Raw genomic sequence first — 24,407 nt, forward strand, 5'->3', positions numbered from 1 at the left:
GAGTTGTTATCTTTACCTTAGCTTAACATTTCCTTTTAATACGGGGTGTTAAATTTCCTCTGTGTTAAATCAAGAAAGAAAGAGTTGAAAAAAATCATTATAAATTTTTTTATTTGATCTAAAAACATAAATTTGCGACTCTCATTAGTTTTAAAAGAGAAAATAAGTAATAAGTAATAATTGAAAAAAAAAGAATTAAATTTTTAAAAAGATGACAAAAGTATCAAACGAATCAGTTGAGAAAAAAGGATCTAGTTCAGGAGCAAGCAGAGTAATTGCATCACTAGCAGTAGTATTTTGTATTGTATTTGGTTACATTATCTGGAAATTTGTAATGGGTAACCCAGCTAACTTTGAAAACGGTGATCCAGAAAACGGACATCCACTACCAGGAAACTTCATGGGAATGGTTTATAAAGGAGGAATTGTAGTAGCGGCGTTAATTGGATTATTAACAATGACTGTAGTTTTCTCAATAGAGAGATTCTTTGTAATTTCTAAAGCATCAGGAAAAGGTAACGTAGGTAAATTCGTACAAGACTTACAAGGAAACATCAATGCTGGAAGAATCAGCGAGGCTATGGATGCATGTGACGCTCAACAAGGGTCAGTAGCTAACGTAGTAAAGGCTGGATTAATCAAGTATGAAGAAATGAAAAAAGAAGGATTCAATAGCGAAGAAGCTACTGAAGCAATTCAAAAAGAAATCGAAGAGGCTACTACATTAGAGATGCCAATGTTAGAAAGAAACATGATCGTATTAGCTACATTAGTATCTATTGGTACGTTAGTAGGATTATTAGGTACAGTAACAGGGATGATTAAAGCGTTCTCAGCTTTAGCAACTTCTGGTACTCCTGACTCAGCAGCATTAGCAACAGGTATTTCTGAGGCGTTAGTATGTACTGCAACAGGTATTGGTACTTCTACATTAGCTATTGTTATGTATAACTCATTTACAACTAAAATTGATAGATTAACTTATTCAATTGACGAAGCAGGATTTGCTATTACTCAATCTTACAGAAGATTCAAAGGTTTAGTAAAGTAATTAGAATAAGTAAATAATAATAATACTAAGCCTGTGTAGACTTAGAATCAATACAGGTTTAGTTTATAAAAAACACTATCAATGGCAAAAGGTAAAATGAAAAAGAAAAGTATGAGAGTGGATATGACCGCAATGTGTGACGTGTCATTCCTACTTTTGACTTTCTTCGTATTGACTTCTACTGCTAAAATGCCAGAACCATTACCTGTGGATACTCCATCTTCAACAGTACAAACTAAATTACCAGAGGTTAATTTAGCTACAGTTACTATCGGAGGTGAAGAAGGATCAGAAAAGGTTTTCTTTGGGGTTTTAGGTAGAGAGGATCGTATCGCAACTCTTGAAAAAATGGGAGAGCGCTACAATATAGAATTTAATGATGAAGAGAAAAAGACTTTTTCATTCTTAGAAGGTGTTGGTACACCAATGCAAGATTTGAAAAGTTTCTTAAATCTTCCGCCAGATGTTAGAAATAAAGTTACTTCAAACCAACCTGGGATTCCTACAGATTCTGTAAATAACCAATTAAAGGATTGGGTTCAGACAGCTCGTGTTGTAGCTAAAGACTTGAACAATAAAGTTCTTGAAGTAGCGATCAAAGCAGATGCAACTGTAAACTATCCAAAAGTGAAAAGTGTTATGGATGTTATGCAGGAGCAACGTCTAAACAAATTCTACTTGGTGACAGGTCTAAGAAATGAGGATTTTTAATCATTAAACAAACTGTAAATGGCTGAATTAAATACAGGTGGAGGCGACAAGGATAAAAAAGTAAGAAGTAAAAAGCAGAATGCTGGAGTGGATTTAACTGCGATGGTGGATCTTGCTTTCTTATTGATTACTTTCTTTATGTTGACTACATCAATGAATAAACCGCAGTCGATGAACTTAGCTATGCCAGACAAGTCTGAAGAAGCAAAGAAAGAAGATAAAACGAAAGTAGATGAGAATCGTACGATGACTGTCTTAATCGGTGCGGATAATAAAATAAAATGGTATATGGGAATGCCTCATGAACCATTAGTGGGACCTACAGATAGTTCATACGGTCAAAACGGGATAAGAAAAGTAATTATGGAGAATACCAAAAAAGCTTTGGCTTATTCTCAAAATCCTGAAGATGGCTTAATTGTAATTATCAAAGCTAGTGAGAAATCAAATTATCGTAATCTAGTAGATATCTTAGACGAAATGGCAATTACAGGTACTAAAACTTATGCTATCGTTGATATCTCTGATAAGGATTTAGAGTTCTTAGGTGAGAAATAGTTAACGTCTAAATAATAAAAGAAATGTCAAAATTAAATATCTTTAAAAAAGATTGGATTGATATTGTTTTCGAAGGACGTAACAAATCTTACGGAGCTTATCAATTAAGATCAGAAAACCCAAAGGTTACTACAGTAGCTTTCTTTGCTGGTATGGCTCTTTTTGGAATAGCAATAGCTTCTCCAATGTTGATAGACATGGCAAAAGGTACTTTTGGAGTTAAAAATGTGGAGAAATACGATGTGCCTTTAGAAATTAAAGAGATCGATCTTCCACCGCCGGTAGAGGAATTACCTCCACCACCAGAAGATGTTCCACCACCACCTCCACCACCAGTAGAGGAAGTGAAGAACGTGAATGATACTAAAAAATTCGTTGAACCAGAAGTAGCGAAGAAAGAGGAAGTAACAGAAAAGTTAACTACTCAAGAAGATCTTAAGGATGCAGATCCTGGAGTGAAAGATGCTAAAGGGGATAAGGAAAAAGGAGAAATCAAAACGGGAGAAGGTACAGGTGAAGCTGATAAAGATAAAAAGCAAGAAGTATCTGGAGATGGAGACCCTAATAAGGTATTCGTAGCAGTACAAGTTAGAGCAGAATATCCTGGTGGTATGGCAGCTTTCAACAAGCAATTTATCAGTAGATTCAGAACACCAGATATCGACTCAGGAGTGAAGAGAATCCAGGTTATCGTTCAGTTTATTGTTGAGATAGATGGTTCATTAACAGATATTAAAGTTGCTCGTGACCCAGGTTACGGTGCTGGTAAAGAAGCAGTACGTGTACTTAAATCTATGCCAAAATGGAAACCTGCTATTCAAAACAATAGAAGTGTTAGATCACAATTTACATTACCAATTACTATCCAAGTACAATAGGTATGTTTAAAAATAAATTTCAACAGAAATCGCTAGTACAGCGATTTCTGTTTGTTTTCGGACTATGCTTCTTTTTACTTTATTTAGGATTAGGTTGCATGTTTTTGTTTTGGGATAATATGCCTATAGCCCTTGAATACACACATAGAATGCTTTTTGGAGGACTATTAATTGTGTATGGAGTATTTAGATTTATAAGACTTTGGAATCAAGAATGATTCTTAAAATATGAAGCCGCTTTTAGCGGCTTTCTTTTTTGTTCAAATCTTAACAATGGAAGTTATTTGTTTTTTCTATCTTTATGGAATAAGATTTTTTAGATACTACTTATTAAATGATAAAAAGAAGTTTTAGAGTTTTAAGCTATGTTTTGGCTTTTACTGCATTTTCAGTTGTTTTCATACAGTGTAAAAAGAAAGAAGTACAATCTACTCAAAGTAATGTTGAGATAGATTATAAAGCATTAGATGAAACACCAGTTTCTGGTTATACACGTATTCTTGTTGATGAATCAGTTTATCCAATAGCGAATGAAGTGAATGAAATATTTATGTATGAGTATAACAGAGTAAAGGTTGATTTGGTTAGAAAATCAGAAGGTGAAGTATTGAATATGCTAATGAATGATTCTATTCGTGTAGCTGTATTACCTCGTAAACTTACAGATAAAGAAGTTGAACACTTTAAAGGTAGAGTAAAACCTAAGATGACTCATTTTGCAACAGATGCAATAGTTTTTGTAACAAGTAAGGTTTTTAATGACAGTATTATTGATTATGAGCAGGTGTTAAGTAATTTGCAAAAACCTAATTCTGAACAAAGAGGTAATCATATACTTGTATTTGATAATGTTAACTCTAGTATAGTTTCAACTTTCAAAGAAAAGGCTAATGTAAAAGAGTTCGCGAAGGACTATGCATACTTTGGTGGTGATACTGAAAGTGTGATTGATTATGTTAGTAAGAATTCTGATGCGATAGGTGTTATTGGATTGAATTGGCTTACTCAGCCAACTGTAGAATTAGAAGAGAAACTAGCTCAATTAAAAGTACTATCAGTTAAGAATGTTAAGGATGGTAAGTATTATAAGCCATCACAAAATAATATCGCGGAAGGTACCTATCCATTAATTAGGGATCTTTATGTGGTAGATATTCAAGGGAAGTCTGGTTTGGGTGTTGGATATGCTTCTTATATCGCTGGATATAAAGGACAGAGAATTGTTTTAAAATCAAATCTAGTACCATTTAAAGTTCCTCCTAGAGAATTAAACGTGAGAAAGGAAATATAAGAAAAATCGTTAAATCAAATTATATATCTAGATTATGAATAAAAGAAATCTAAAATCATTACTTGCAATAGCTCTAATTAGTGCGACTAGCTTTGCTCAAGACTTAGAAACAGCAAAGAAGGCTATTCAGGATGAACAATATGATAAAGCAAAGGCTATTTTAAAGTCTTTAGTTGAAAGTAAACCTAATGATGGTAAGAACTACTATTATCTAGGGGATGTGTTCTTACTAGAAGATGAAGTAGAATCTGCTCGCTCTTATTTTGAGAAGGGTATAGCAATTAAGAGTAAAGGTTTTCTTAATTACATTGGATTAGGACAGTTAGCCTTGGAAGAAAACAATGTATCCTTAGCGAAGGAGAATTTTGATAAAGCTTTAAGTAGTATTCGAAAAAAGGATTATGATGAAAAGTTATTAGTTGCTTCAGCTTATATTTCTTCAGAGAATAAATTACCAAAAGAAGCGATAGCAATAGCTCAAGATGTTATTAATGCTGATTATACTAATGCAAATGCTTACAATATCTTAGGTAAGGCTTATTTGGCTGAAAATAATTTTAATGAGGCTTTTTCTGCATTTAGAAACGCGATATCTTATGATGAGTCACTGCTAGATGCTAAATTACAATTGGCTATCATCACTAAAAGAGGTCGTGGTTTTGCTGAGGCTATAAAAGCATGTGAAGAGATTTTAGCTGTTAATCCAAAGTATGCTCCTGCATTAAGAGAAATTGCTGATAGTTACTATTTATGGTCTGTTCAGGATAGTTCTAAAAAAGAGGAAAATATGGTTAAAGCTGAAGAGTATTTTCAAAAGTATATCAGTGCATCAGATAACTCTCTTGAGGCAAGAATGAAGTATGCTGATTTTCTTTTGGTAACAGGAGAGTACACAAAATTAGAAAGCTTAGCTAATTCTCTTAAGAATGAAGAAGGAGTGAATAATCGTATTTTTAGATACTTAGGTTATGCTGGATACCATAATGCTAATTATGCTGTAGCTGTAGAAGGTTTAGAAAAGTATATTTCAAAAGCGAAAAAAACTATTGGTAGAGATCATCTATATTTAGGTGTTAGTTACTTGAATATCGCTAAGGAGAACAATGGATATTATGCTAAAGGCATAGAAAGTTTAAAACAAGCTATCAAAGTAGATCCAGAAGTAGCAGAAGAATTCCATGCATTAGGCCTAGAATTATTCAGAAAGAATAACCTAAAAGAAGCTATTGATGTATTTGTGATTTCAGGAGGTATTAAAGGACAAAGTAACTATGTGTACGATAATTATTACGCAGGATATTGTTATTATGTATTAGGAAGAGATGATGAGAGTGGGAATAATGAACAATCTTTGAAAGAAGCTGATAAATATTTTGCAATAGCTATTGAAGGTGATGTAAAGTTAGCTGAAGCTTATTTCTTTAAAGCTAGAACTAACCGTCTTATTAAAGGCGATGAGGCTTATAAAAAAGTATATGAAGCGTATTCTGGCTTTATAAAACAGCTTACAGAAGCAGGTGATTTAGATAAAGCCGATAATAAAGACAGAGTAATAGAAGCATATACTTCATTAGCAACTTATCATGCAAATCAAGAAGAGAATACAGAATCTATTAAGTTCTTTAATAAAGTATTAGAGTTAGATCCTCAAAATGAGTTTGCAAAAAACACTATTAAAGCATTACAATAATTAGAATATTAAATATCAAGAAAACTCAATTGTTATTTTACAGTTGAGTTTTTTTTGTTATTGCTTATTAGAATGTTATTATCGTTTATCTTTGCTGTCTTAATGTAAAAAGTAAAATGACGAAAGATTACGATAAAGAAGCATTAGATGAAGGGAGAATATTACCTCTAATGGAAGAGTTTTATACTATTCAAGGTGAAGGATTTTATTCTGGTCATGCAGCGTATTTTATTAGATTAGGTGGGTGTGATGTTGGATGTCATTGGTGTGATGTAAAAGAGAGTTGGGACGCTGAATTACATCCTTTAACTGATGTTCAACAGATAGTGTCACGTGCTGGTAAAGAAGCTAATTTAGCTGTTATAACAGGAGGAGAGCCTTTGATGTATAACTTAGATGTAATTACAGCCGAATTAAAGAAAGCGGGTCTACAAACGAATATTGAAACGTCTGGTGCTTATGATTTAACAGGTGATTTTGATTGGATATGTTTATCTCCTAAAAAGAATAAATTACCAACTCAAAGTGTGTATGACGCAGCAAATGAATTAAAAGTAGTGATATACAATAAGCATGACTTCATTTTTGCAGAAGAGCAAGCAGCAAGAGTTAATAAAGATGCACTGTTGTTATTACAAGTGGAGTGGAGTAAACGCGCTGAGATGAATCCTCTTATTGTTGATTATGTAAAGAAAAACCCTAAGTGGAAAATTTCTGTTCAAACACATAAATATTTGGATATTCCTTAAATAGCTTTAAATTTACAAGAAGGTTTAAAAATAAAAACTATGAGAAAAATAATACTTGCTTTTGCAATGGTATTAGTAGCTCAGTTTTCTTTTGCACAAGATGCATTTAAAGCTGATACTAAAAAGTATATGGATTTGAGCGGACAATTAAAGACGTTTGAATTGTTAACTAAAGAATTGTCATTAAATGTAGAGGAAACTAAACGTGCAGATTTTGAAAAAGAATTAAAAGCAAGCATGGTTGTTTTAGTAGATAAGATGGCAGAGATGTATATGACAGAATTTAGTCATGAGGATGTTAAGCAACTTATACAGTTTTATGAGTCTCCAGTAGGTAAAAAACTTAGTGATAAGAGTGAAGTGCTTTTTGAAAAAGGTCAAAAAGTTGGTGAGGAGTGGGCAGTAGGACTACAAGGTATTATGATGAAGTATATGCAAGAATAATAAAAAAAGCTCTGTGTGAAAACATAGAGCTTTTTTTATTGTTCGATTTATTGAATACTTAGTCTTGCTAGATAATCATAGTTATCACCTTCTGTAATAAGTTCGCATTCTAGTCCATTGCTATGAGCAGCGTTTTGGAGTGTGTTATAATCAAGATAAAGCCATTCAAGGGGATCATCAATTTCTCCTTTGTATTCAACAGTAAAGGTTAATTCTCCATAATAATCTTTATTTTCCATTGGTATCCATTTACCTCCATCTTCGTCTTCATCAAACATATAGATTAAATCAGAACTATCAATTAGTATTTGCCCACCAGGGTTTAATAAAGATTTTAAATGCTGTAGATACTTAGTTGTATTTATTAATCTTCCGAAGATACCTGTACCGTTCATTAATAGTAGAATGGTATCGAATTTTTCGTTTGTTAAATCTAGTAAATTTTGAACTGATGTATTTTTGATTCCTCTTAGTTTACAAGCTTCTATAGAGTTAGGAGAAATATCTATAGCTTTTACATCAGCTCCTTTTTCTTGTAGATAAAAAGAGTGAGTACCAGCCCCACATCCTACGTCAAGTATTCTTCCTTTAGCTAGGTTAAGAGCCTTCTGTTCGATCTTTGGCATCTCTTTATAACTTCTAAATAGATAAGCAATATCCATTTCTTCTGCTTCAGAGATATCTGTTTCGGTGATTACATTCTGTGGATGATTATTTGTCTGAAAATCTAAAATAGCTTTTCCTAAAAGGTCTTTCATTATTTAATCTTTCTTTTAAAATTAAAGTAGAGTTGTTGTAATTTTGTATCCAAAAGAATACAAATGGATAAAACACTTTCACAACTTCCCAAGTTGGCCAAAGATAAGCATAATGAAAATAAAAAGTATTTTGATAAACTAAAAAAGAAAGCACCTAAAGATTTAGATTATCAAATGCAAGAAATACATGACAATGTGTTTAAGAAAACAGATTGTTTGAGTTGTGCTAATTGTTGTAAAACAACTGGACCTCTTTTTACGAATGCGGATATAGAACGTATCGCTAAGCATTTAAAAATGAAACCTCAGCAATTTATAGATAAATACCTATATATCGATGAGGATCGTGATTATGTCTTACAGAGTCTCCCTTGTACATTTTTAGATAATGAAAATTACTGTATGATATATGAAGTTCGACCTAAAGCATGTCGTGAATATCCTCACACAGATAGAAAGAAGTTTAATCAGATATCTAATCTTACACTTAAAAATGTAGCGATATGTCCTGCTGCTTATGAAGTAGTAGAGGAGATGAAGAGACGAATTATATTAAAATAAGTATTAGATGAAGAAGTGCTCTTCTTCTAATGCTTTCAAGTTTTCTTCTGTGATGTCTTCTACTTGTTCAGTAAAATACTCTAGAAGTTCTAAGATTTTGTTTTTTAGTTTTTCAAAAAAAGCTACAGCATTTTCTAAATAACCTTTTATAGCGTTAAACATATCTAATATCGTATCAACAAAGTTGATTAAGCGCTCACCTAAATCCATATTTTTTTAGTTTATGTTATTGTGTTATCTCAAATATAACAATTATAAGTACTGAGTTATCTTAAAAGTATTAGAAAATTTAGCCTTTATAATAATGAGTGTATGAATAATTAACTCAACCAAGTTTTAAGATCTAGTATTTGGTTTTTACTTACTAAAATAGGAGACTCATCTTCAGGGTTTGGAGTAATCTTAAGTTCTATTTTTTGACTATTATGTTTAATAATATCAGCTACTGATTTTATATTAATGATATACTTTCTATTTATTTTGAAGAAGGTTTTACTATCTAGTTTACTAATAATATCTTTTATTGTATCATCATAGATGTATGAATTGTTATCAAAAGTATACAGGAATAAATGTTTACCAGAAGCAACAAAGTACGCTATTTGATCTTTTTCTATAGACTTTAGTTTATGTCCATTATTTACTAGAAAACGTTCTTTGATTGAAGAATCATTCCCATTTTCTATTTTAGCTAAACTATCTAATGTTGGAGCAATCTCAAATTGTTTACTAATCTCTTTAAACTTAATTAGAGCATCATCTAATTCTTCACTAGTAAATGGTTTCAGTATGTAGTCAATCGTGAACTGCTTAAACACTTGTATAGCATAAGAATCATAAGCAGTAATAAAGATAATAGGTGTTTTTATCTCTATATGTTCGAATATTTCTAAACTCTTTCCATCACCTAAATGGATATCCATGAAAATCAAATCAACTTTATTTGCTAAAAAGAAGGCAGTAGCTTCCTTTACAGATGATAAGATAACTATATCATCTATAGAAAGGTGCTCTTGTTTTAAAAGCAAAGAATGTAAGTAATTTGAAGCTAAGCTTTCGTCTTCTACTATAGCAATTTTCATGTGGTGATAAATTTGTACAAAAGTATAAAATATAATTTATACTTAGCAAGTAGAGCTTTAGGCTATAAGAACGGATGGAGGATATTAAAAAAGCCACTCATATCGAGTGGCTTTTTTGGTTATGAGTCTGGCGAAGACTATAGATTTGGGTTGTTTTCTCTTGCTTCTAATGGGAAAGGCAACGTATATCTCAAATCATTTTCAGTTAAAATAAACGTGTCTTCTCCAAATTTATGAATGATTTGCTTTTGATGTAAACGTCTTAAGTCAAACCATCTGTGACCTTCTAAAGCGAACTCTTTATTTCTTTCTTCAAGTATAAAAGAGATAAAGCCTTTTTGATCTAAACCAGAAAGTTGCTGTATTACCTTTGCAGCAGCTTCTGGCTTATATCTACTAACTATCAATTTCTCAATTGCGCTTTTCGCTTCAGATAATCTATTTAAATGACCTAATGCTTCAGCTTTAATCATATATAATTCAGCAGTACGGAATGAAGCTTTCATTTCAGCTGTCCCCGTTTTTTTGCTAATGTAAGATCCTTTTGCAAGTTCGAAAGAAGCATTAAAGCGAAGATCATTTTCTCTATCAAAAAGATTGTAAAGCTCATCAGAAAGTAATGCTGTAGGCTTTAATTCAGAATCAAGGCCTTCTTCTAAAGCTAATATTGATTCTACTGATTTAAAACTAGCAACAGACGTTTTAGGATCTTTATTTAAGTCCTCTAATGTACTTTTGTATTGTAAAGCTTTATCTACACTTATAAGAGCTGCTTCGTATTCTTTTTGATATAGATTTACTTTTGCTTCTAAAGCGTATATTGCGGCTACTGTGAAACGATAATTTTGCCCTGCTTCATAAATAGTTACTTTTAGATGCTTTTTAGCATTGTCAATATCTGAATGAATCTGAGCATAAACTTCTGCCATAGTCGATTTCTTTTTGCGCTCTTCAATATCATGTTCAAGATATATTACGATTGCCAAATCCGTTGAAGCAGTAGCTTTGTTATATGGTTTTGCATATAAATTTACAAGGTCAAAATATGCTAAAGCTCTTAACCCGTAAGCTTCTCCTAACAACTGTTCTTTTTGATCTCCAGCTTGCATGGTATTTACTCCATTATTAATCAAATCATTTGTATAGAAGATTGATTTATAAAACTGTGAGTAACCAAAGCTCTTAGTTTGTTTATGAGGATTAACATCTTGGAATGAGTAGATGTCTTTTACAGAAATAAAGTTTGTTGATCCCTCATCCATAACTATCCTTACTTCATCAGTACGGAAATTACTAGTTGATTTATGTTTAGGATAGTTGAAGTATGCTGTAGTCATCAGCTTTCTGTAATCCTCAGTTGTCTTAGGTATGATTTTTCCTTCTGGTTCTATATCTAAAAAGCTATCACAACTAACAGTTGTTAACCCAAAGAATAAACTACTAAGTATTAATATTAATTTTTTCATGATTAGTCTGTTTTTAGAAAGTAACGTTTAACCCTAAAGTGAACGACTTTTGAATAGGTTGAGTATAAATATTACCATAAGTCTCTGGATCGAAATAGCCATTGTAATTCGTTCCAAATACAAATAAGTTACGTCCTTCAACTGTAAAACGTACATTGTCTATTCTCATCTTTTTTAATAGATCCTTTGGTAGAGTATATCCTAAACGAATACTACTGATTCGGATATAACTAATTTCTTTAGTCCAAATGTCTAAATGTTTATATGAACTTCCATGATCACCTCCATCAAACCATTTTGCTAACATCCAGTTGTCATTATCTGTGTAGTTCCCATTATAATCATTTCCAATAATTCCAGGTAATGTTGCATTAGGGTTATTAGGGGTCCAGGTATTTAATAGATCAGTAGTATAATTTCTTCCTGGGTCTACTTTAGCCATATTGTATGAAGGTGTTGCTTGCACAGTTTGTTTTAAGTTAAAGGCAGCAGACACTGTTAGATCAAAATTTTTGATTCTTACTGTGTTGATAAGACCTCCAGTAAATTTAGGATCTCTATCACCAGCATAAGTGAATAAGTCTCTATATTCTTCATTTGTTAAACTTGATTGAACCATATAACCTGGCATAAAGTCAGCCATAGGGTCACTTAATTTAAAGAACTCAGTTCCGCTTACTTTAGCACCATCTTTCCAGAATAATAAGTTCCCTTTATCATCAAAACCAGCTGTTTTAATAACGAAAGCAGAGTTAACAGGTAATCCTTCTCTTGATGGTAACGTTTCAGTATCGAATACTTGTATTTTGTCTACTTTACTCTTGTTACGAGCGAAGTTGAATGTAGTTGTCCAAGAGAAGTCTGGTGTAGAGATATTTCTAGTTGTAATAGCAATCTCATATCCTTTATTTGTTACTTGAGCCCAGTTCATATTTGTCCACTCAAATCCAGTCTCTAAAGGAAGTGCTCTTAAACCGATTAAGTCTGTACTTTTTCTGTTATAAGCATCTACAGCTATCGATATTCTATTGTTGAATAACCCTAAATCAAAACCAAAGTTTGTATTCGTTGTTTTCTCCCAACGCAATGTTCCATTTGGAGCTGAACTAATTTGAATTGTGCTTTCTGGATAACCAGGTAAGATAGTAGATGTACTATAGTCTCCAATTAAGAAAGGAGAAGTAGTTCTATCAATATTACCTTGTAGTCCATATGATGCACGTAAGCGAAGATTACTTATAAAATCTAAGTTTTCCATAAACTTCTCTCTAGTTACATCCCAAGATCCAGATACAGCCCATAGTGGAACATATCTATATTTAGGGTCAACACCGAATAAGTTAGATCCATCAGCACGTACACTTCCGAATACTGTATATTTTCTATTGAAGGTATAAGAAGCAGTAGCAAAGAAAGAAGCATATGCATTTTCATTTCTTGTTTTTTTGTACGTTTCATATAACTTTTGTGTAGCATCAACGTTTCCTTCTGGGAAGATAATAGGTTTAGTGGTTAGGGTATGAGCATCATATCCAAATCCTTTAGATCTAATAATTGTATTATCTGTTTTTCTGATTTCCATACCAGCCATTACATCTACTTCATGCATATCGTTGAAGATTGCATTATAAGTAGCCTGTGTTTTCCAGTTGTATTGGAAACTATCATCATTAAAGTTCTCTATAATACCTCCATCAGGTAAGAAGTATTTAAATTCCTTAGCATTACTATCCCAATACCTAGTTCCTTCTCTGAATTTACGCGTAGAGTATGTTTCTTTACCTAAATATTTTTCAGTATCGTTTTTATCTAATTGAAGACCTAATTGAGATGTTAATTTTAAGTCATTTAATATTTGATACTCTAAATCAAATACTGCTTTAAATGATTTATTTATTAATTCATAACTTGTATTTGCTCTTTCTTCTGCAAAGTTAAAAGGTACATATCTATCACTGAACCCACTGATATCTTTATCATACATATAACTTCCATCTTCGTTATATGGAGATAAGTATGGATTAGCATTTCTAGAATAATTTACAGGATTGATACTTGAATCAATATCTGTTACGAAGTTTTTCTTTTTAGATTGTGTACCGAATAAACCAATACCAACTTTAAGTTTATCACTTACTTGGTAATTGTTTTTTAAAGTAATATTATAACGTTCAAAACCAGTACCTATAGTTGTCCCTTCTTCGTTAAAGTATCCAAGAGAAAAGTAATAATCAGACACATCATTACCACCAGATAAGCTTAAACCATACTGTTGGTTGAATGTAGGGCGAAATACTTCTTTTCCCCAGTCTGTGTTAGTTTTTCTAAGATTATTTATAGAAGCTTGAGTAGCTGATGATAATGCATCAAAGCCACCATTTCTATACATATCTAATTCATTGCTTCCATTCAAGATACGCATTACTTCACCTTGATTAGATCGATCGTTATAGATATCAGATCTACCTGCTAACATTAATTCAAAGTCAACTTTTTGATCTGAGTTCATTAAGTTCAATTTCTTGAAATCAGGTCTCTCATTCACAAAGGTATTAGCAGTGAAGTTTACTTTCATCTCACCTTTTTTACCTTTTTTAGTAGTGATTAAGATTACTCCATTAGCAGCTCTAGCACCATAGATAGCAGTAGCAGAAGCATCTTTTAGAATCGTAATGTCTTGTATATCGTCTGGGTTTAATCCTGCAATAGAGAAGTTTTGTAGCTGATCGATATTATCTTTATCATTAAAGTTAGGTACGTCATTACCTTCTAGTGGCATACCATCTAGTACCCATAATGGATCTTGTGGTCCATTTAATGAAGCCGTACCACGTATTCTAATCTTAGCAGGAGCTCCAGGAGACCCTGTTTGATTTACTACTGACATACCAGCTACTTGTCCAGCTAACATCTGATCCACACTAGCTACACCATTTTGGTTGATTTCAGCCATACTCACTTGAGCCACTGATGATGTAAGTTTTCTTTTTTCGATTGTTTGGTATCCTGTGATAACCACTTCGTTTAAAATATCAGGATCAGCACCTAAAGTCACTACATAATGACCTTTAGTATTTAAAGTGATTAATTTAGATTCATATCCGATAAAACTGATACGAATGCTTTTAGTATCCTGTGGTACTTCTAAGGTAAAGTTACCATCAAAATCAGTCATAGTACCAATACTAGTACTTTCTACGATACCTGCTTGTGATGTAGCATTAGACACTGTCTGTGTCTCTACAATTACTGAGGCACCAGGTAATCCTAGCTTGTCCACGCTATCTTGGACAAGACCAGTGATCACTCTTTTCTCTTGCGCGAAGGCAAGAGAAATAGTAAGGAGTGAGAAAAGGAGAAAAAGTTTTTTCATGTTTCCTTTAATAAAATTGGGGTTAGTTTATTTCTATAGATTTAAAGCTTCGTTTATTCTATTGATTAGATCAGCATAGTGTGCACGAGTAGCTTTATCTCCGTTATTTTTCTTTTTATTCAGAATGTTTTTGATGTTCATTAATTCACTTTTCTTGTAAGAAGTAACTTCTGATACTCGCTTCATTACAGTGTAATTAATGTTTCTCAACTTGTTATCCTCTTCTACATGATTACATAGAGTAGGGAACTGAAGAGAGTGCGCAGTTAGTAAACCTTTTTTACTAGTCTTTTCGAATAGCTTGTTTACATCTATGATTAGAGCATCCACATAGTTCTTTTGAGTCATACGCTCTAGGATAGATAAACTCTTTCCTTTTTTTGTGGGTGCAAAAATCTCACTATTAAGCATTGAAAACAAATCATTTATCGTAAAGTTTTTCTCTTTACCTAATTCTACTTGTTGTACTTCATTTTCTAATAGGCGCAATAAACGCTCATCCATTAGGGTGTAGTACAGAGTAGAATATTGTAGTTCTCTAGCTAACGAATATGGTGAGTATTCGAATGGACCTACAGGAGAGTCTTTTAAGCTATATGTGTTTTCTACTACTTCATTAAAGAACAACCATGTTGGAATCTGTAAAGCATTTTTAGCCAAATACTCTACTGCTCTTTTTTGTTTCTCGTAAGGGACAGGCTCGTATGCTTTTTTGTTGTTTCCGTATACTGCATGGTTTAAATAAACCCCTCCGATATTGTTTAACACATGTTGATTATACATTTGCCATTGTCCTATAGCTCCCATGTATAATTTACCAGCTTCATAGTAATCCTCTCCTTCTTCGTATGTCCAAGGAATAATATTATCTACTACTATTTTTAAATTCTTTAATCCGTATTCACTAGCTTTCATAGCATCATCTCCTAGATCTTCTGATTGAGAACGAGGATCTACGATGTTTAGTGAACTTTGTTGCTCTCCATAGAAATACATAGGATCATCCTGATGATCTTCTATCATTTTGCGAAGTGCAGTTTTTTCTTCTTCTTGATTTGGATACCAACGGTAACCCCACTCGATAGCATATTTGTCATATAGACCGATCTGCGGAGTGATAGCAGTTACACCATCCTCTGGTTGTGCTACATAGTTATAACGAGCATAATCCATAATAGATGGAGCAGTACCTCCCATTTTATCAGTGAATTCTTTTGAACGTAGAGAATCCACAGGGAATGCATAAGAAGAACCCATATTGTGTTTTAGACCAAAAGTGTGTCCAACCTCATGAGATGATACGAAGCGTATAGCTTCTCCCATATGTTCATCAGTGAACTTATTTGCTCTAGCCTTAGGATCAATAGGACCTGTCTGTATACGCATCCAGCTATGTACAGAAGTCATTACATTATGCCACCAGATGATATCAGATTCGATAATCTCTCCACTACGAGGATCTATTACAGATGGTCCCATGGCATTAGATTTAGGAGATGCAGCATACGTTATTACAGAATAGCGTACATCATCGATATCAAAATCTTTATCTTCTTCAGTAGGTTCTTTAGCAATAATTGCATTCTTAAAACCAGCTTTTTCGAATGCTACTTGCCAATCGTGTACCCCTGCTATAATTTTAGCTCTCCATTGGGGTGGAGTAGCAGGGTCTATATAGTATACGATTGGTTTTTTAGGCTCTACTAGTTCACCTCTTAAATATTTTTCTACATCTTCTTCTTTTGGTTCCATGCGCCACTTCGTGATGAACTCTTGTTCTTTCATTTTGTGTTGCGCATCACTGAAGAACCAATGTTTCTCTGTGAAGTAACCTACTCTTTTATCAGCTATACGTGGTTGCATCGGTTTCTCTGATAGTAATACGATATTACTCGTTACTCCTAAAGATACAGGTAAGTCTCCAGAACCTTCATTAACACTTGTTGTTAATAGGGATTTAACTACGATATTCTCAGGGAATGTCTTTACTCCCTCTATATAAGATAAGTTTGTTTTAATAGACGTAGGAAGACCTAGTCCATTTAATACATCATTAAAACTTTTTTGATTTCCGTCAAAAACTTTATTTACTTTAATTACAGTAGCTGTAGAGTCTGGACTTTGAGCTTCAATGTCGAATACTTCTAGTACTGATTCTATAAAGTTTGTTTTTACTGATTTAGTAATTGCATCATCAGCTGGAGAAGAAACTCTTGGGGTGATTGTTTTAACCCATACTTTTTTTGCAATGGTATCTTTGTGAAACGTAATCAGTTTATTCTCATAGTTCATACCAGTATTTGCACCAGCATCATTCACTTCTAAAGGAACCTGAGATAATTTATTAACAATTAAAAATTGACGGTTTAGTAAGCTGTCTGGGATTTCAAAATAGATATCAGTTTTTACCTGAATCGTATTAAACATCCCTTTAGTATAGACTCCCTTTTTGATTAGGTCAGCATAGTTATTTTTTTTACTATCTGTTGAGTCTTTTTCTGTGGTTACTGTTTTTTCAGTTTTTGGGGTGTTCTTTTTCTTAGCAGCATAGGCTGGTGGTACCTGTGCCAGGCAGTAAGAAAATATTAAAGCACTGATACTTAGTTTAACCGTGTTTTTATCCATTGTTATGTTAAGTTATTATTAAGTCACTATAAAACTAACTGACTTACCTCTATGCTTAAAATTTTTGGGAGTGAATGGATGGAATAGGGGAGTGAGTGGATAACTTTAACATTTGATCAAAGGCAAAATGCAAATAAATTTACCTTCTTCACATTTTGTCTCGTATCCGATAACGTTATAATAGTTATAGATTGAATCTAAGTATTTTAGACCAAAAAGCTCACTCTCTGAAGTAGTCTTTTTAGGTTGATAATTATTCGTGATAATTACTTCATCATCATGGATTAATATCTCTATAAATAAAGGATGTTCTGTAGTAGCTATATTGTGTTTAAGCGCATTTTCTACACAGATTTGTAATCCTAAAAACGGGATTTTTTGATGTGATTTCTCTGTTCTTTGATCGAGTAAATCAAAGTGTAATTCTTTCGTAAATCTAGTTTTCTGTAGCGTGATATACTTTTCTATAAACTCTACTTCATTCTCTATGTCTACAATGTTTTCTGCAGGAGGTGTTATTAAGTAACGGTAAGTTTTACTTAAATTTAATGTAAACTTCTGTGCTGTTTTAGGCTCTAGCTCTATGAGCATATAGAGAGAGTTCAACGAATTAAATAAGAAATGAGGATTGATCTGATTCTTTAATTGTTGCAATTGAATTAAAGCTTTCTCTTTGCTAATCTTCTCATTTTCTACAGCTAATAACTCTTTCTCTAGATAGGCTTTCTTATTCGCCATACTGAAGATATAAAACAGAGAGAATAGAATAGTTACAGTTGTCAGAAAGATAAGAATCGTATTGCGTCTGATCGGTTTGATATTATCATCTACGTTAAACTTTGGAAAGTTGACTGTAATATAACCAGAGAAGTTTTCGGATTTAAAAGGACTGATAAACCGGAATACTTCTAAGTTTAAGTACTCAGAGTTAACGATAGGAGGATTAGCAGGATCTGTTTTTCGGACGGTATCTTGAGCAGAGAAGTTACTAAGCTCAAATACATTTTTACCCATCAGACTATCTTCTGGATGGTAAATGCATAGCCCGTCTTTAGTGAATATATAAGCGTAGTTCGGTGTCGTCACATCTATATTCGTTAGGTATTTATGGTATAGTGCCATATCTACTACGATACCGTAGATGAGTCGTTCGTTATTGGCGATAGGCGTACTGTGATACATCAGCCAGTATTGGAAACCATTTTGTTCTACAAAAGTGTTTTTATGAGAATGATCAGGGTTCGCTAAGATTATTTTATTGAATATATTATCCTTATCTATCTCTCTATCCCTTCCTATATGAGCCTCTATAATCTCATTGTTCTGATTTACTCTGAAGTACCAGTTTAGAGAGACTACACCATCTAGGTTATACATCTGATTAAGCGTCTCATACTTTAGAGAAAGTTGACCTATCGGAGTGTTTTTAGTGATATAGTCTAGAGAGTTTAGATGACGATCTATTTTATTAAACTCTAGTTCTAACGAACGTAACTTCTGATAAAAGTTTTTAGAAGTGATATACTTATAAGTGTCTTCATTGCTCTGATTAATAGAAGAACTCAACATATATATAGCACCTATCGTAATCATTAGAATAACGATTCCGATTGCCATAAAGGTTTTGCGCGATATAAATATTTTGTTCTTCAATGTTTTTGTTGAAGTTTATAAGTTAGTTGTGATATAGTAAATAAGGCTGACGTGTAATCTTAAATTTATCTAACCCACTTTGCCATGATTGACGAATTTCTTTCTCTGTTTTACCAGCTGTGATTTGCGCTTTTAAGTCAGCAGTACCTGCTAGTTTTATAAAGAAGTTAGTAAAGAATTTATCTTTATTCGTAGAGCTATTGTATGCTTTTAACAACCATTTTAGTTCTATTTTAGACACCTTATGCTCTTTAGACAAATTCTCTCCATAGCACAGCTTACCATTGTTCATAGGGTCTTTAGCACCAGCGTTAGGCTTAGGAGTGAATTGGTAAGGCATTTTCGTTAAGAAAGGCGAACCATATACCTGAAACTGTAAGTCTGTCCCTCTACCAGAGCTAACATTAGTCCCCTCGAAGAAGCATAAACTAGCATATAGATTTATAGCCTGATCATTAGGTAGATTAGGTGAAGGTGCTACGGGTAGTGAGTAGCTCATCTGTCTAGTATAGTTATCTACAGAGATTACAGTCAGGTCACACTGTACTCCATTCGCTAACCATTTCTCTCCATTGATCATTTTAGCATATTCTCCTATTGTCATTCCATGCATCGCAGGAATAGGGTGCATCCCTACGAAGCTTTTATTCTTCATATCTAGTGTAGGACCATCTATAATCGCGATATTAGGATTAGGTCTGTCTAATACGATCACAGGGATGTTCTGTTCTGCACACGCTTCCATTAGATAGTGTAGAGAAGAAATATAAGTATAGAATCTCGCTCCTACATCCTGTAAATCAAATAACATAATATCTATGTTTTTTAATTGATCAGCAGAAGGTTTTTTATTATTCCCATATAGAGAAATGATAGGTAAGCCTGTCTTCATATCCTTGCCATCTTTTACTAGTTCACCAGCATCAGCTGTACCTCTAAAGCCGTGCTCAGGAGCGTAGATTTTCTTTACATTCACTTTGTTTTCTAATAAGAAGTCCACTGTAGAGGTATAAGAACCATCAGCATTCTTAATCACTCCTGTTTGGTTAGTCAGTACTCCTACATTTTTGCCTTTTACTAATTCAAAGTAAGCAGATAATCGTTCGGCTCCTACTGAGATAGTATTGTTATTATCATGTGTATTAGAGGTGTTTTTTGCATAAGTATTAAAATTAACACTTAGTGCTAATAGACAGACTAAGAATAATAATGTATTTTTGAAACTTGAATTCGATATCATATTTATTTTGAAATTAGAATATTTTATAACTAAACGACTTGTCACTACTAAGAACTATAAAAGTAGTGTATCCGCACCAATTATTAAAATTGCAATTACAGCTATTGCATTAGGCATGATCATGATGCTTATCTCTGTTGCAACAGGTTTAGGATTGAAATACAAAATTAGAGATAAAATTTCAGCTTTTAGCGGTCATATCGTAATAACTAATTATGATAGTAATGTTACAGATATTACACTTAAGCCGATAGATGTAAGTGTAGTACAGTCTGATGATATTAAGAATATAGAAGGAGTAAAGAAAATACAGTCTTATGCCTCTAAGGCTGGTATTATAAGAACAGAGGATTCTTTTGAGGGAATTATTTATAAAGGAGTAGACTCTCTTTATGATTTAAACGAGATTAAGGATTACCTAGTAGAAGGGAGATTGCCGAAGTCGGCTGATGGAATGAGTAATGAAGTACTACTGTCTCAATATATAGCAGATAGAATGCACTTTAAAGTAGGGGATAAAATCACGACTTACTTTATGAAAGAATGGGGAAATAAGATTCCAAATGTTCGCCAGTTTGAGATCGTAGGGATATATAATTCGGCATTACAGCAGTTCGATGCAAATATTGTAATAGGTGATATAAAGCATGTACAGCGCCTGAATAGATGGAAGGCAAATGAGGTAGGAGGATTTGAGGTAGTTTTAAATAGCTTTGATCAGATTGAACAAAAAGGGCAAGAGTTCTATGTGAATTTACCTTCTACTGTAGACAGTAAGACTATTGTAGACAAGTATAGCAATGTATTTGGTTGGATAGATATGTTTGACTTTAATATAAAGATTATCATTATTATTATGATTGCGGTAGCGTCTATTAATATGATAGTAGCTTTATTAGTACTAATACTAGAGCGTACACAGATGATCGGAATATTAAAAGCCATGGGTGCTGATAACTGGACGATTAGAAAAGTGTTTTTATACAATGCGACTTACCTAATAGTAAAAGGATTACTTTATGGTAATCTTATAGGATTAGGATTATTGTATATACAACAGTATTTTGGTTTGATTAAGTTAGACTCTACAGCATATTATGTGAGAGAAGCCCCTGTCTTGATTCGATTTAGCGATGTGCTTTTATTAAATTTAGGAGTAGTAGTCATTGCATTTTTAGTATTGCTTATCCCATCGTATATGATTACTAAGATTAGCCCTATAAAAGCGATTCGTTACGATTAATAATAAGGATTTTTAAAATATATACATAGCCTCTAGTACTTCTATTGCAGAAGTATTAGAGGCTATTTTACTTTTGGAGTGAGTGCATTTTGTTTTGGGGTAAGTCCGTAGTGAGTCCGTTATGAGTCCGTAGTGAGTCCGTTTTTTTGACTTAAATAACGGAGATACTATGGATATATATTAGTTGTACTTAGAAGTCATTAAAAAGAAGATAGTAAGGTAGGTAGTGAAAGAGTAATAGTATGTCTATAAAGAGTTTGTGTTAAGAAGGAGAAGTGTTTTATTTTTTTGTTTTCGTTTTTATTTTAGAAAATGATTGTTTTTTTTATTAAAAAATAAGTTTTATGTTGGTGTTTTTAGAGTTCGATAATTCGGTTTGTTACTAGAATTAAGGTTGTTCTATAAGGGATGAACATAAGATAGATATGAATTTAAAAGAAAAGAAAACCTATGAGTGGAATCATGGACATGATTAAAAAGTTTTTTATTGGATCTGAAGAAGATAATAAAGAAACGAAATTAAAGATGAAGTCTTTTTTAAGACAAGCACTTAATCGAGACGATGTAGAAGAGTATACAATAGTGTATGGTAAGACTAGTAAGCATTCTAATTATATAGTAGCGAGTCGTACTACCTATTATAGCTATATGGTCGCTTTTAACAAGGGAACAGGAGAGATTATTATCGTACCTATAGACTCTGAATTAACTACCTATGGAGATCCTATCTTTGTTACGAATATGAATTTAAAGAAAGCTAAATTGATCATGTTAGGTGTTGTGTTCTCTTTTTCTTTTAATGATAAGAGTACTATAGAATTTGAAGTACTAGAGGTTAATACAAAAATAGTGAATTTCACTGGAGGTTATGAATTACCTATTTCTCAAAAAGAAGAAGCGAAGTTGTTTAAACAGTTCTTTAAGAATAAGTTTAATTGTTAGAAAGATTGTAGAAGGGAATCTATTGTTGAGTAGATTATTGATTTACAGAATTATGTCTTAGATGTACAAATCAATACTGCTAAAATTAATGGGTATATTCTAGAAGAAAATTAGAAACTGTAAGGCAGTCATTTTAATTCGACTGTTATCATGATTGTTTTATTGTTCATGACTGGATTCGTTTTTTTGATAAGCTATAAAAGGCGACTTAGTAATTAAGTCGCCTTTTGGTTTTATGATTTGTATTCAAATAATTGGGTGATCGTTTGACCTATTTCTTCACCAAGCTGTTTGCTGACTAAGTATAGAGCACCATCTATACCTGCTGTGATACCTGCAGTAGTCAATACAGTATCTTGATCTACATAGCGCACACCCGTTATTACTTTAGCTTTAGGGGTAGCTTGTTTAAGAGCCTCTAGTGCCATAAAGTGTGTCGTTATCTCTAAGCCATCGAATACATCCGTATTACTCATCAGTAGACTACCTGTACAGACTGTAAATAACATTGCACCTTGCTGATGTTGATTTATGATCCAAGAAGTATAGGTATTCTGAAAATACTCGTCTTGTAGATAGTTCATGACGATGTCAGGGTTAGCTCCTGGTAACACTATGATATCAGGTGTAGGACAATCTTCGAAGCTGTATTGTTGTACTATTTGCGTAGTATTCGCTTCTGTTTTGACCACTTCTTTCGTAGCAGAGACTAAGTAATGATTATAACTGTTGGGTTTAAGTACATTCGCTTTGACGAATACATCTAATGGACCATTTAGATCAAGTACTTCTACTTGATCAAAAATGATAAAGGCTACATTAAGGGGGCGGTTTGTTGTTGTCATATTTTACTGTTGATAAAAGGCAATAGGAGATCTGTCGAAGGTTGGCTTCGATATCGGTATTGTCTTAGGTTATTCGTGATTATTTAGTTGGGTAACTAAATGCTAAAGGTTAATTCTCGTAGATTGGAAAACACTTCTATAATGAGTAGGAGTGACTTTGACTAGTTTGACAAATGCTTTTCTAAATACATGATCAGAAGTATATCCTACTTGAGTAGCTATTTCTACTATAGAGTAAGTTGTAGATTCTAATAAACGCTTAGCATATTCTATTCTCACACAGTCATTAAAAGCACCTGGAGTCATTCCTGTTTCTTTCTTAAATACCCTAGAAAAGTTGCGTTCACTCATATAGACATGATCTGCAAGTTCTGCAATAGTCACTGCTTGCTGAGTTAGATGATCTGTGATATACTGTTTTACTTTTCTAACTAAAGGAGTTAGTTCTATATCAGTGGGTATTAATGTACTATAGAGTTCTTGTGTGTTTGTTCTTTTTAGATTTACTACTAGATATCGTGATACATCAGAGGCTAGGGTATATCCATTGTCCTCTTCTATTAAGGCTAGAGCTAAGTCTATACCAGAAGTAATTCCTCCAGAAGTATAGATATTGTCATCTTTGATATAAAAGTGATCATAGGTCAGTCGAATAGAAGGGTAAGTATCTTGAAGCACTTTAGCATATTGCCAGTGTGTAGTTACTTTTTTATTGGTTAATAATCCTGTTTTGGCTAGTAAAAAAGCTCCTATACAGATAGAACCTATACGCTTTACAGTAGGTTGTATTCCCTTTATCCAATGCAATACAGCAGGATCATAGTCATGCGTTAGGTCTGCCTTAGACCCAGCGATGAGTAACGTATCTAATGGAATATGTTGGTCATAAATGGTATAATCACACTGTACACTAATGCCTGCACTAGTAAGTACACTTTTGTCTACTGTTCCAGAGATTAAGTGGATTTGATATTGAGTAAGTGCGGATGTAGCTGTGCGAACCATGATTTGATTAGCAGTATTGAATACATCACTCGGCCCTGCGAAGTCCAGTAGCTGTACTTGAGGTAATAATAGAAATCCGATATGATGTAGTGGGGTATTCATACTGCTATCATGTTTAATGATAAGACAAAGGTAAGAAGGCTTTATGATGTATAAATGACACATAACGTACTTTTTCTGCCATAATTGAAGATATATTAAGGAATGAGTCATTGTTTTATTTAGATTGATTTGAGTTTAAA

Annotated in this window: 21 protein-coding genes; 11 read left to right on the forward strand and 10 right to left on the reverse strand. The window is 33.0% G+C overall.

The window, feature by feature from the left end:
* The first annotated feature begins 211 nt into the window (after positions 1-211).
* The 8 genes from MYRA21_RS09260 to MYRA21_RS09300 all read left to right on the forward strand — a co-directional run bounded on the left by MYRA21_RS09260 (position 212) and on the right by MYRA21_RS09300 (position 7,372).
* Positions 212-1,051, forward strand: coding sequence for a MotA/TolQ/ExbB proton channel family protein (locus MYRA21_RS09260; protein WP_006257212.1), 840 nt, complete (start codon positions 212-214; stop codon positions 1,049-1,051).
* An 81-nt stretch (positions 1,052-1,132) separates the two neighbouring features.
* Positions 1,133-1,762 (forward strand): biopolymer transporter ExbD, encoded by a 630-nt coding sequence (locus MYRA21_RS09265; protein WP_006257211.1) that lies wholly within the window; start codon positions 1,133-1,135, stop codon positions 1,760-1,762.
* Positions 1,763-1,780: 18 nt separating this feature from the next.
* Complete coding sequence (locus tag MYRA21_RS09270; RefSeq protein WP_006257210.1) at positions 1,781-2,320, forward strand: biopolymer transporter ExbD; 540 nt, start codon at positions 1,781-1,783, stop codon at positions 2,318-2,320.
* Positions 2,321-2,343: 23 nt separating this feature from the next.
* A complete protein-coding gene (locus MYRA21_RS09275; RefSeq protein ID WP_039328889.1) occupies positions 2,344-3,198 on the forward strand; it encodes an energy transducer TonB in 855 nt (284 codons plus the stop codon).
* Positions 3,199-3,532: 334 nt separating this feature from the next.
* Entirely contained in the window at positions 3,533-4,489 is a 957-nt protein-coding gene (locus MYRA21_RS09285) for a PstS family phosphate ABC transporter substrate-binding protein (RefSeq protein ID WP_006260571.1), read from the forward strand.
* Between the two features lie 34 nt (positions 4,490-4,523).
* Positions 4,524-6,179, forward strand: a complete 1,656-nt coding sequence (locus tag MYRA21_RS09290; protein WP_006257207.1) for a tetratricopeptide repeat protein — start codon at positions 4,524-4,526, stop codon at positions 6,177-6,179.
* A gap of 116 nt (positions 6,180-6,295) precedes the next feature.
* Positions 6,296-6,928 (forward strand): 7-carboxy-7-deazaguanine synthase QueE, encoded by a 633-nt coding sequence (locus MYRA21_RS09295; RefSeq protein WP_006257206.1) that lies wholly within the window; start codon positions 6,296-6,298, stop codon positions 6,926-6,928.
* A 39-nt stretch (positions 6,929-6,967) separates the two neighbouring features.
* The gene (locus tag MYRA21_RS09300) at positions 6,968-7,372 is read left to right on the forward strand and encodes a DUF2059 domain-containing protein (RefSeq protein ID WP_006257205.1); all 405 of its coding nucleotides are present in this window, start codon (positions 6,968-6,970) and stop codon (positions 7,370-7,372) included.
* A gap of 47 nt (positions 7,373-7,419) precedes the next feature.
* Here the strand turns inward: MYRA21_RS09300 and MYRA21_RS09305 are convergent, their stop codons facing one another.
* Positions 7,420-8,130, reverse strand: coding sequence for a bifunctional 2-polyprenyl-6-hydroxyphenol methylase/3-demethylubiquinol 3-O-methyltransferase UbiG (locus MYRA21_RS09305; RefSeq protein WP_006257204.1), 711 nt, complete (start codon positions 8,128-8,130; stop codon positions 7,420-7,422).
* A gap of 63 nt (positions 8,131-8,193) precedes the next feature.
* On the opposite strand from MYRA21_RS09305, the gene MYRA21_RS09310 reads away from it, so the two are divergent.
* Positions 8,194-8,691: a YkgJ family cysteine cluster protein gene (locus tag MYRA21_RS09310; protein WP_006257203.1), complete on the forward strand. Its 498-nt coding sequence runs from the start codon at positions 8,194-8,196 to the stop codon at positions 8,689-8,691.
* A gap of 3 nt (positions 8,692-8,694) precedes the next feature.
* Here the strand turns inward: MYRA21_RS09310 and MYRA21_RS09315 are convergent, their stop codons facing one another.
* From MYRA21_RS09315 to MYRA21_RS09345, 7 genes are all read right to left on the reverse strand, one after another.
* Entirely contained in the window at positions 8,695-8,901 is a 207-nt protein-coding gene (locus MYRA21_RS09315) for a hypothetical protein (protein ID WP_006257202.1), read from the reverse strand.
* 110 nt (positions 8,902-9,011) lie between these two features.
* Positions 9,012-9,773: a LytTR family DNA-binding domain-containing protein gene (locus MYRA21_RS09320; protein WP_006260572.1), complete on the reverse strand. Its 762-nt coding sequence runs from the start codon at positions 9,771-9,773 to the stop codon at positions 9,012-9,014.
* A gap of 137 nt (positions 9,774-9,910) precedes the next feature.
* Positions 9,911-11,239, reverse strand: coding sequence for a RagB/SusD family nutrient uptake outer membrane protein (locus MYRA21_RS09325; protein ID WP_006260573.1), 1,329 nt, complete (start codon positions 11,237-11,239; stop codon positions 9,911-9,913).
* A gap of 13 nt (positions 11,240-11,252) precedes the next feature.
* Positions 11,253-14,612 carry a SusC/RagA family TonB-linked outer membrane protein gene (locus MYRA21_RS09330; protein WP_006260574.1) on the reverse strand — a complete coding sequence of 1,120 codons (3,360 nt, stop codon included), beginning with the start codon at positions 14,610-14,612 and terminating at the stop codon, positions 11,253-11,255.
* Between the two features lie 33 nt (positions 14,613-14,645).
* Positions 14,646-17,237 (reverse strand): zinc-dependent metalloprotease, encoded by a 2,592-nt coding sequence (locus MYRA21_RS09335; protein WP_039328893.1) that lies wholly within the window; start codon positions 17,235-17,237, stop codon positions 14,646-14,648.
* A gap of 105 nt (positions 17,238-17,342) precedes the next feature.
* On the reverse strand, positions 17,343-18,854 hold the full coding sequence (locus tag MYRA21_RS09340) for a histidine kinase (RefSeq protein WP_006260576.1): 1,512 nt from the start codon (positions 18,852-18,854) through the stop codon (positions 17,343-17,345).
* A 58-nt stretch (positions 18,855-18,912) separates the two neighbouring features.
* Positions 18,913-20,130 carry an exo-beta-N-acetylmuramidase NamZ domain-containing protein gene (locus MYRA21_RS09345; protein ID WP_006260577.1) on the reverse strand — a complete coding sequence of 406 codons (1,218 nt, stop codon included), beginning with the start codon at positions 20,128-20,130 and terminating at the stop codon, positions 18,913-18,915.
* A gap of 7 nt (positions 20,131-20,137) precedes the next feature.
* Between MYRA21_RS09345 and MYRA21_RS09350 the strand changes: the two genes are divergently transcribed.
* Together MYRA21_RS09350 and MYRA21_RS09355 are read left to right on the forward strand one after the other, a co-directional pair.
* Positions 20,138-21,373, forward strand: coding sequence for an ABC transporter permease (locus tag MYRA21_RS09350; protein ID WP_016650225.1), 1,236 nt, complete (start codon positions 20,138-20,140; stop codon positions 21,371-21,373).
* Positions 21,374-21,823: 450 nt separating this feature from the next.
* On the forward strand, positions 21,824-22,315 hold the full coding sequence (locus MYRA21_RS09355; RefSeq protein ID WP_006260579.1) for a hypothetical protein: 492 nt from the start codon (positions 21,824-21,826) through the stop codon (positions 22,313-22,315).
* 233 nt (positions 22,316-22,548) lie between these two features.
* Here MYRA21_RS09355 and MYRA21_RS09360 read toward each other — a convergent pair whose 3' ends face one another.
* Positions 22,549-23,160: a DJ-1/PfpI family protein gene (locus MYRA21_RS09360; RefSeq protein ID WP_039328896.1), complete on the reverse strand. Its 612-nt coding sequence runs from the start codon at positions 23,158-23,160 to the stop codon at positions 22,549-22,551.
* A gap of 102 nt (positions 23,161-23,262) precedes the next feature.
* Positions 23,263-24,267 carry a GlxA family transcriptional regulator gene (locus MYRA21_RS09365; protein WP_036496596.1) on the reverse strand — a complete coding sequence of 335 codons (1,005 nt, stop codon included), beginning with the start codon at positions 24,265-24,267 and terminating at the stop codon, positions 23,263-23,265.
* Positions 24,268-24,407: the final 140 nt, after the last annotated feature.

The sequence above is a fragment of the Myroides sp. A21 genome, assembly GCF_000807225.1.
Taxonomy (GTDB): domain Bacteria; phylum Bacteroidota; class Bacteroidia; order Flavobacteriales; family Flavobacteriaceae; genus Flavobacterium; species Flavobacterium odoratimimum.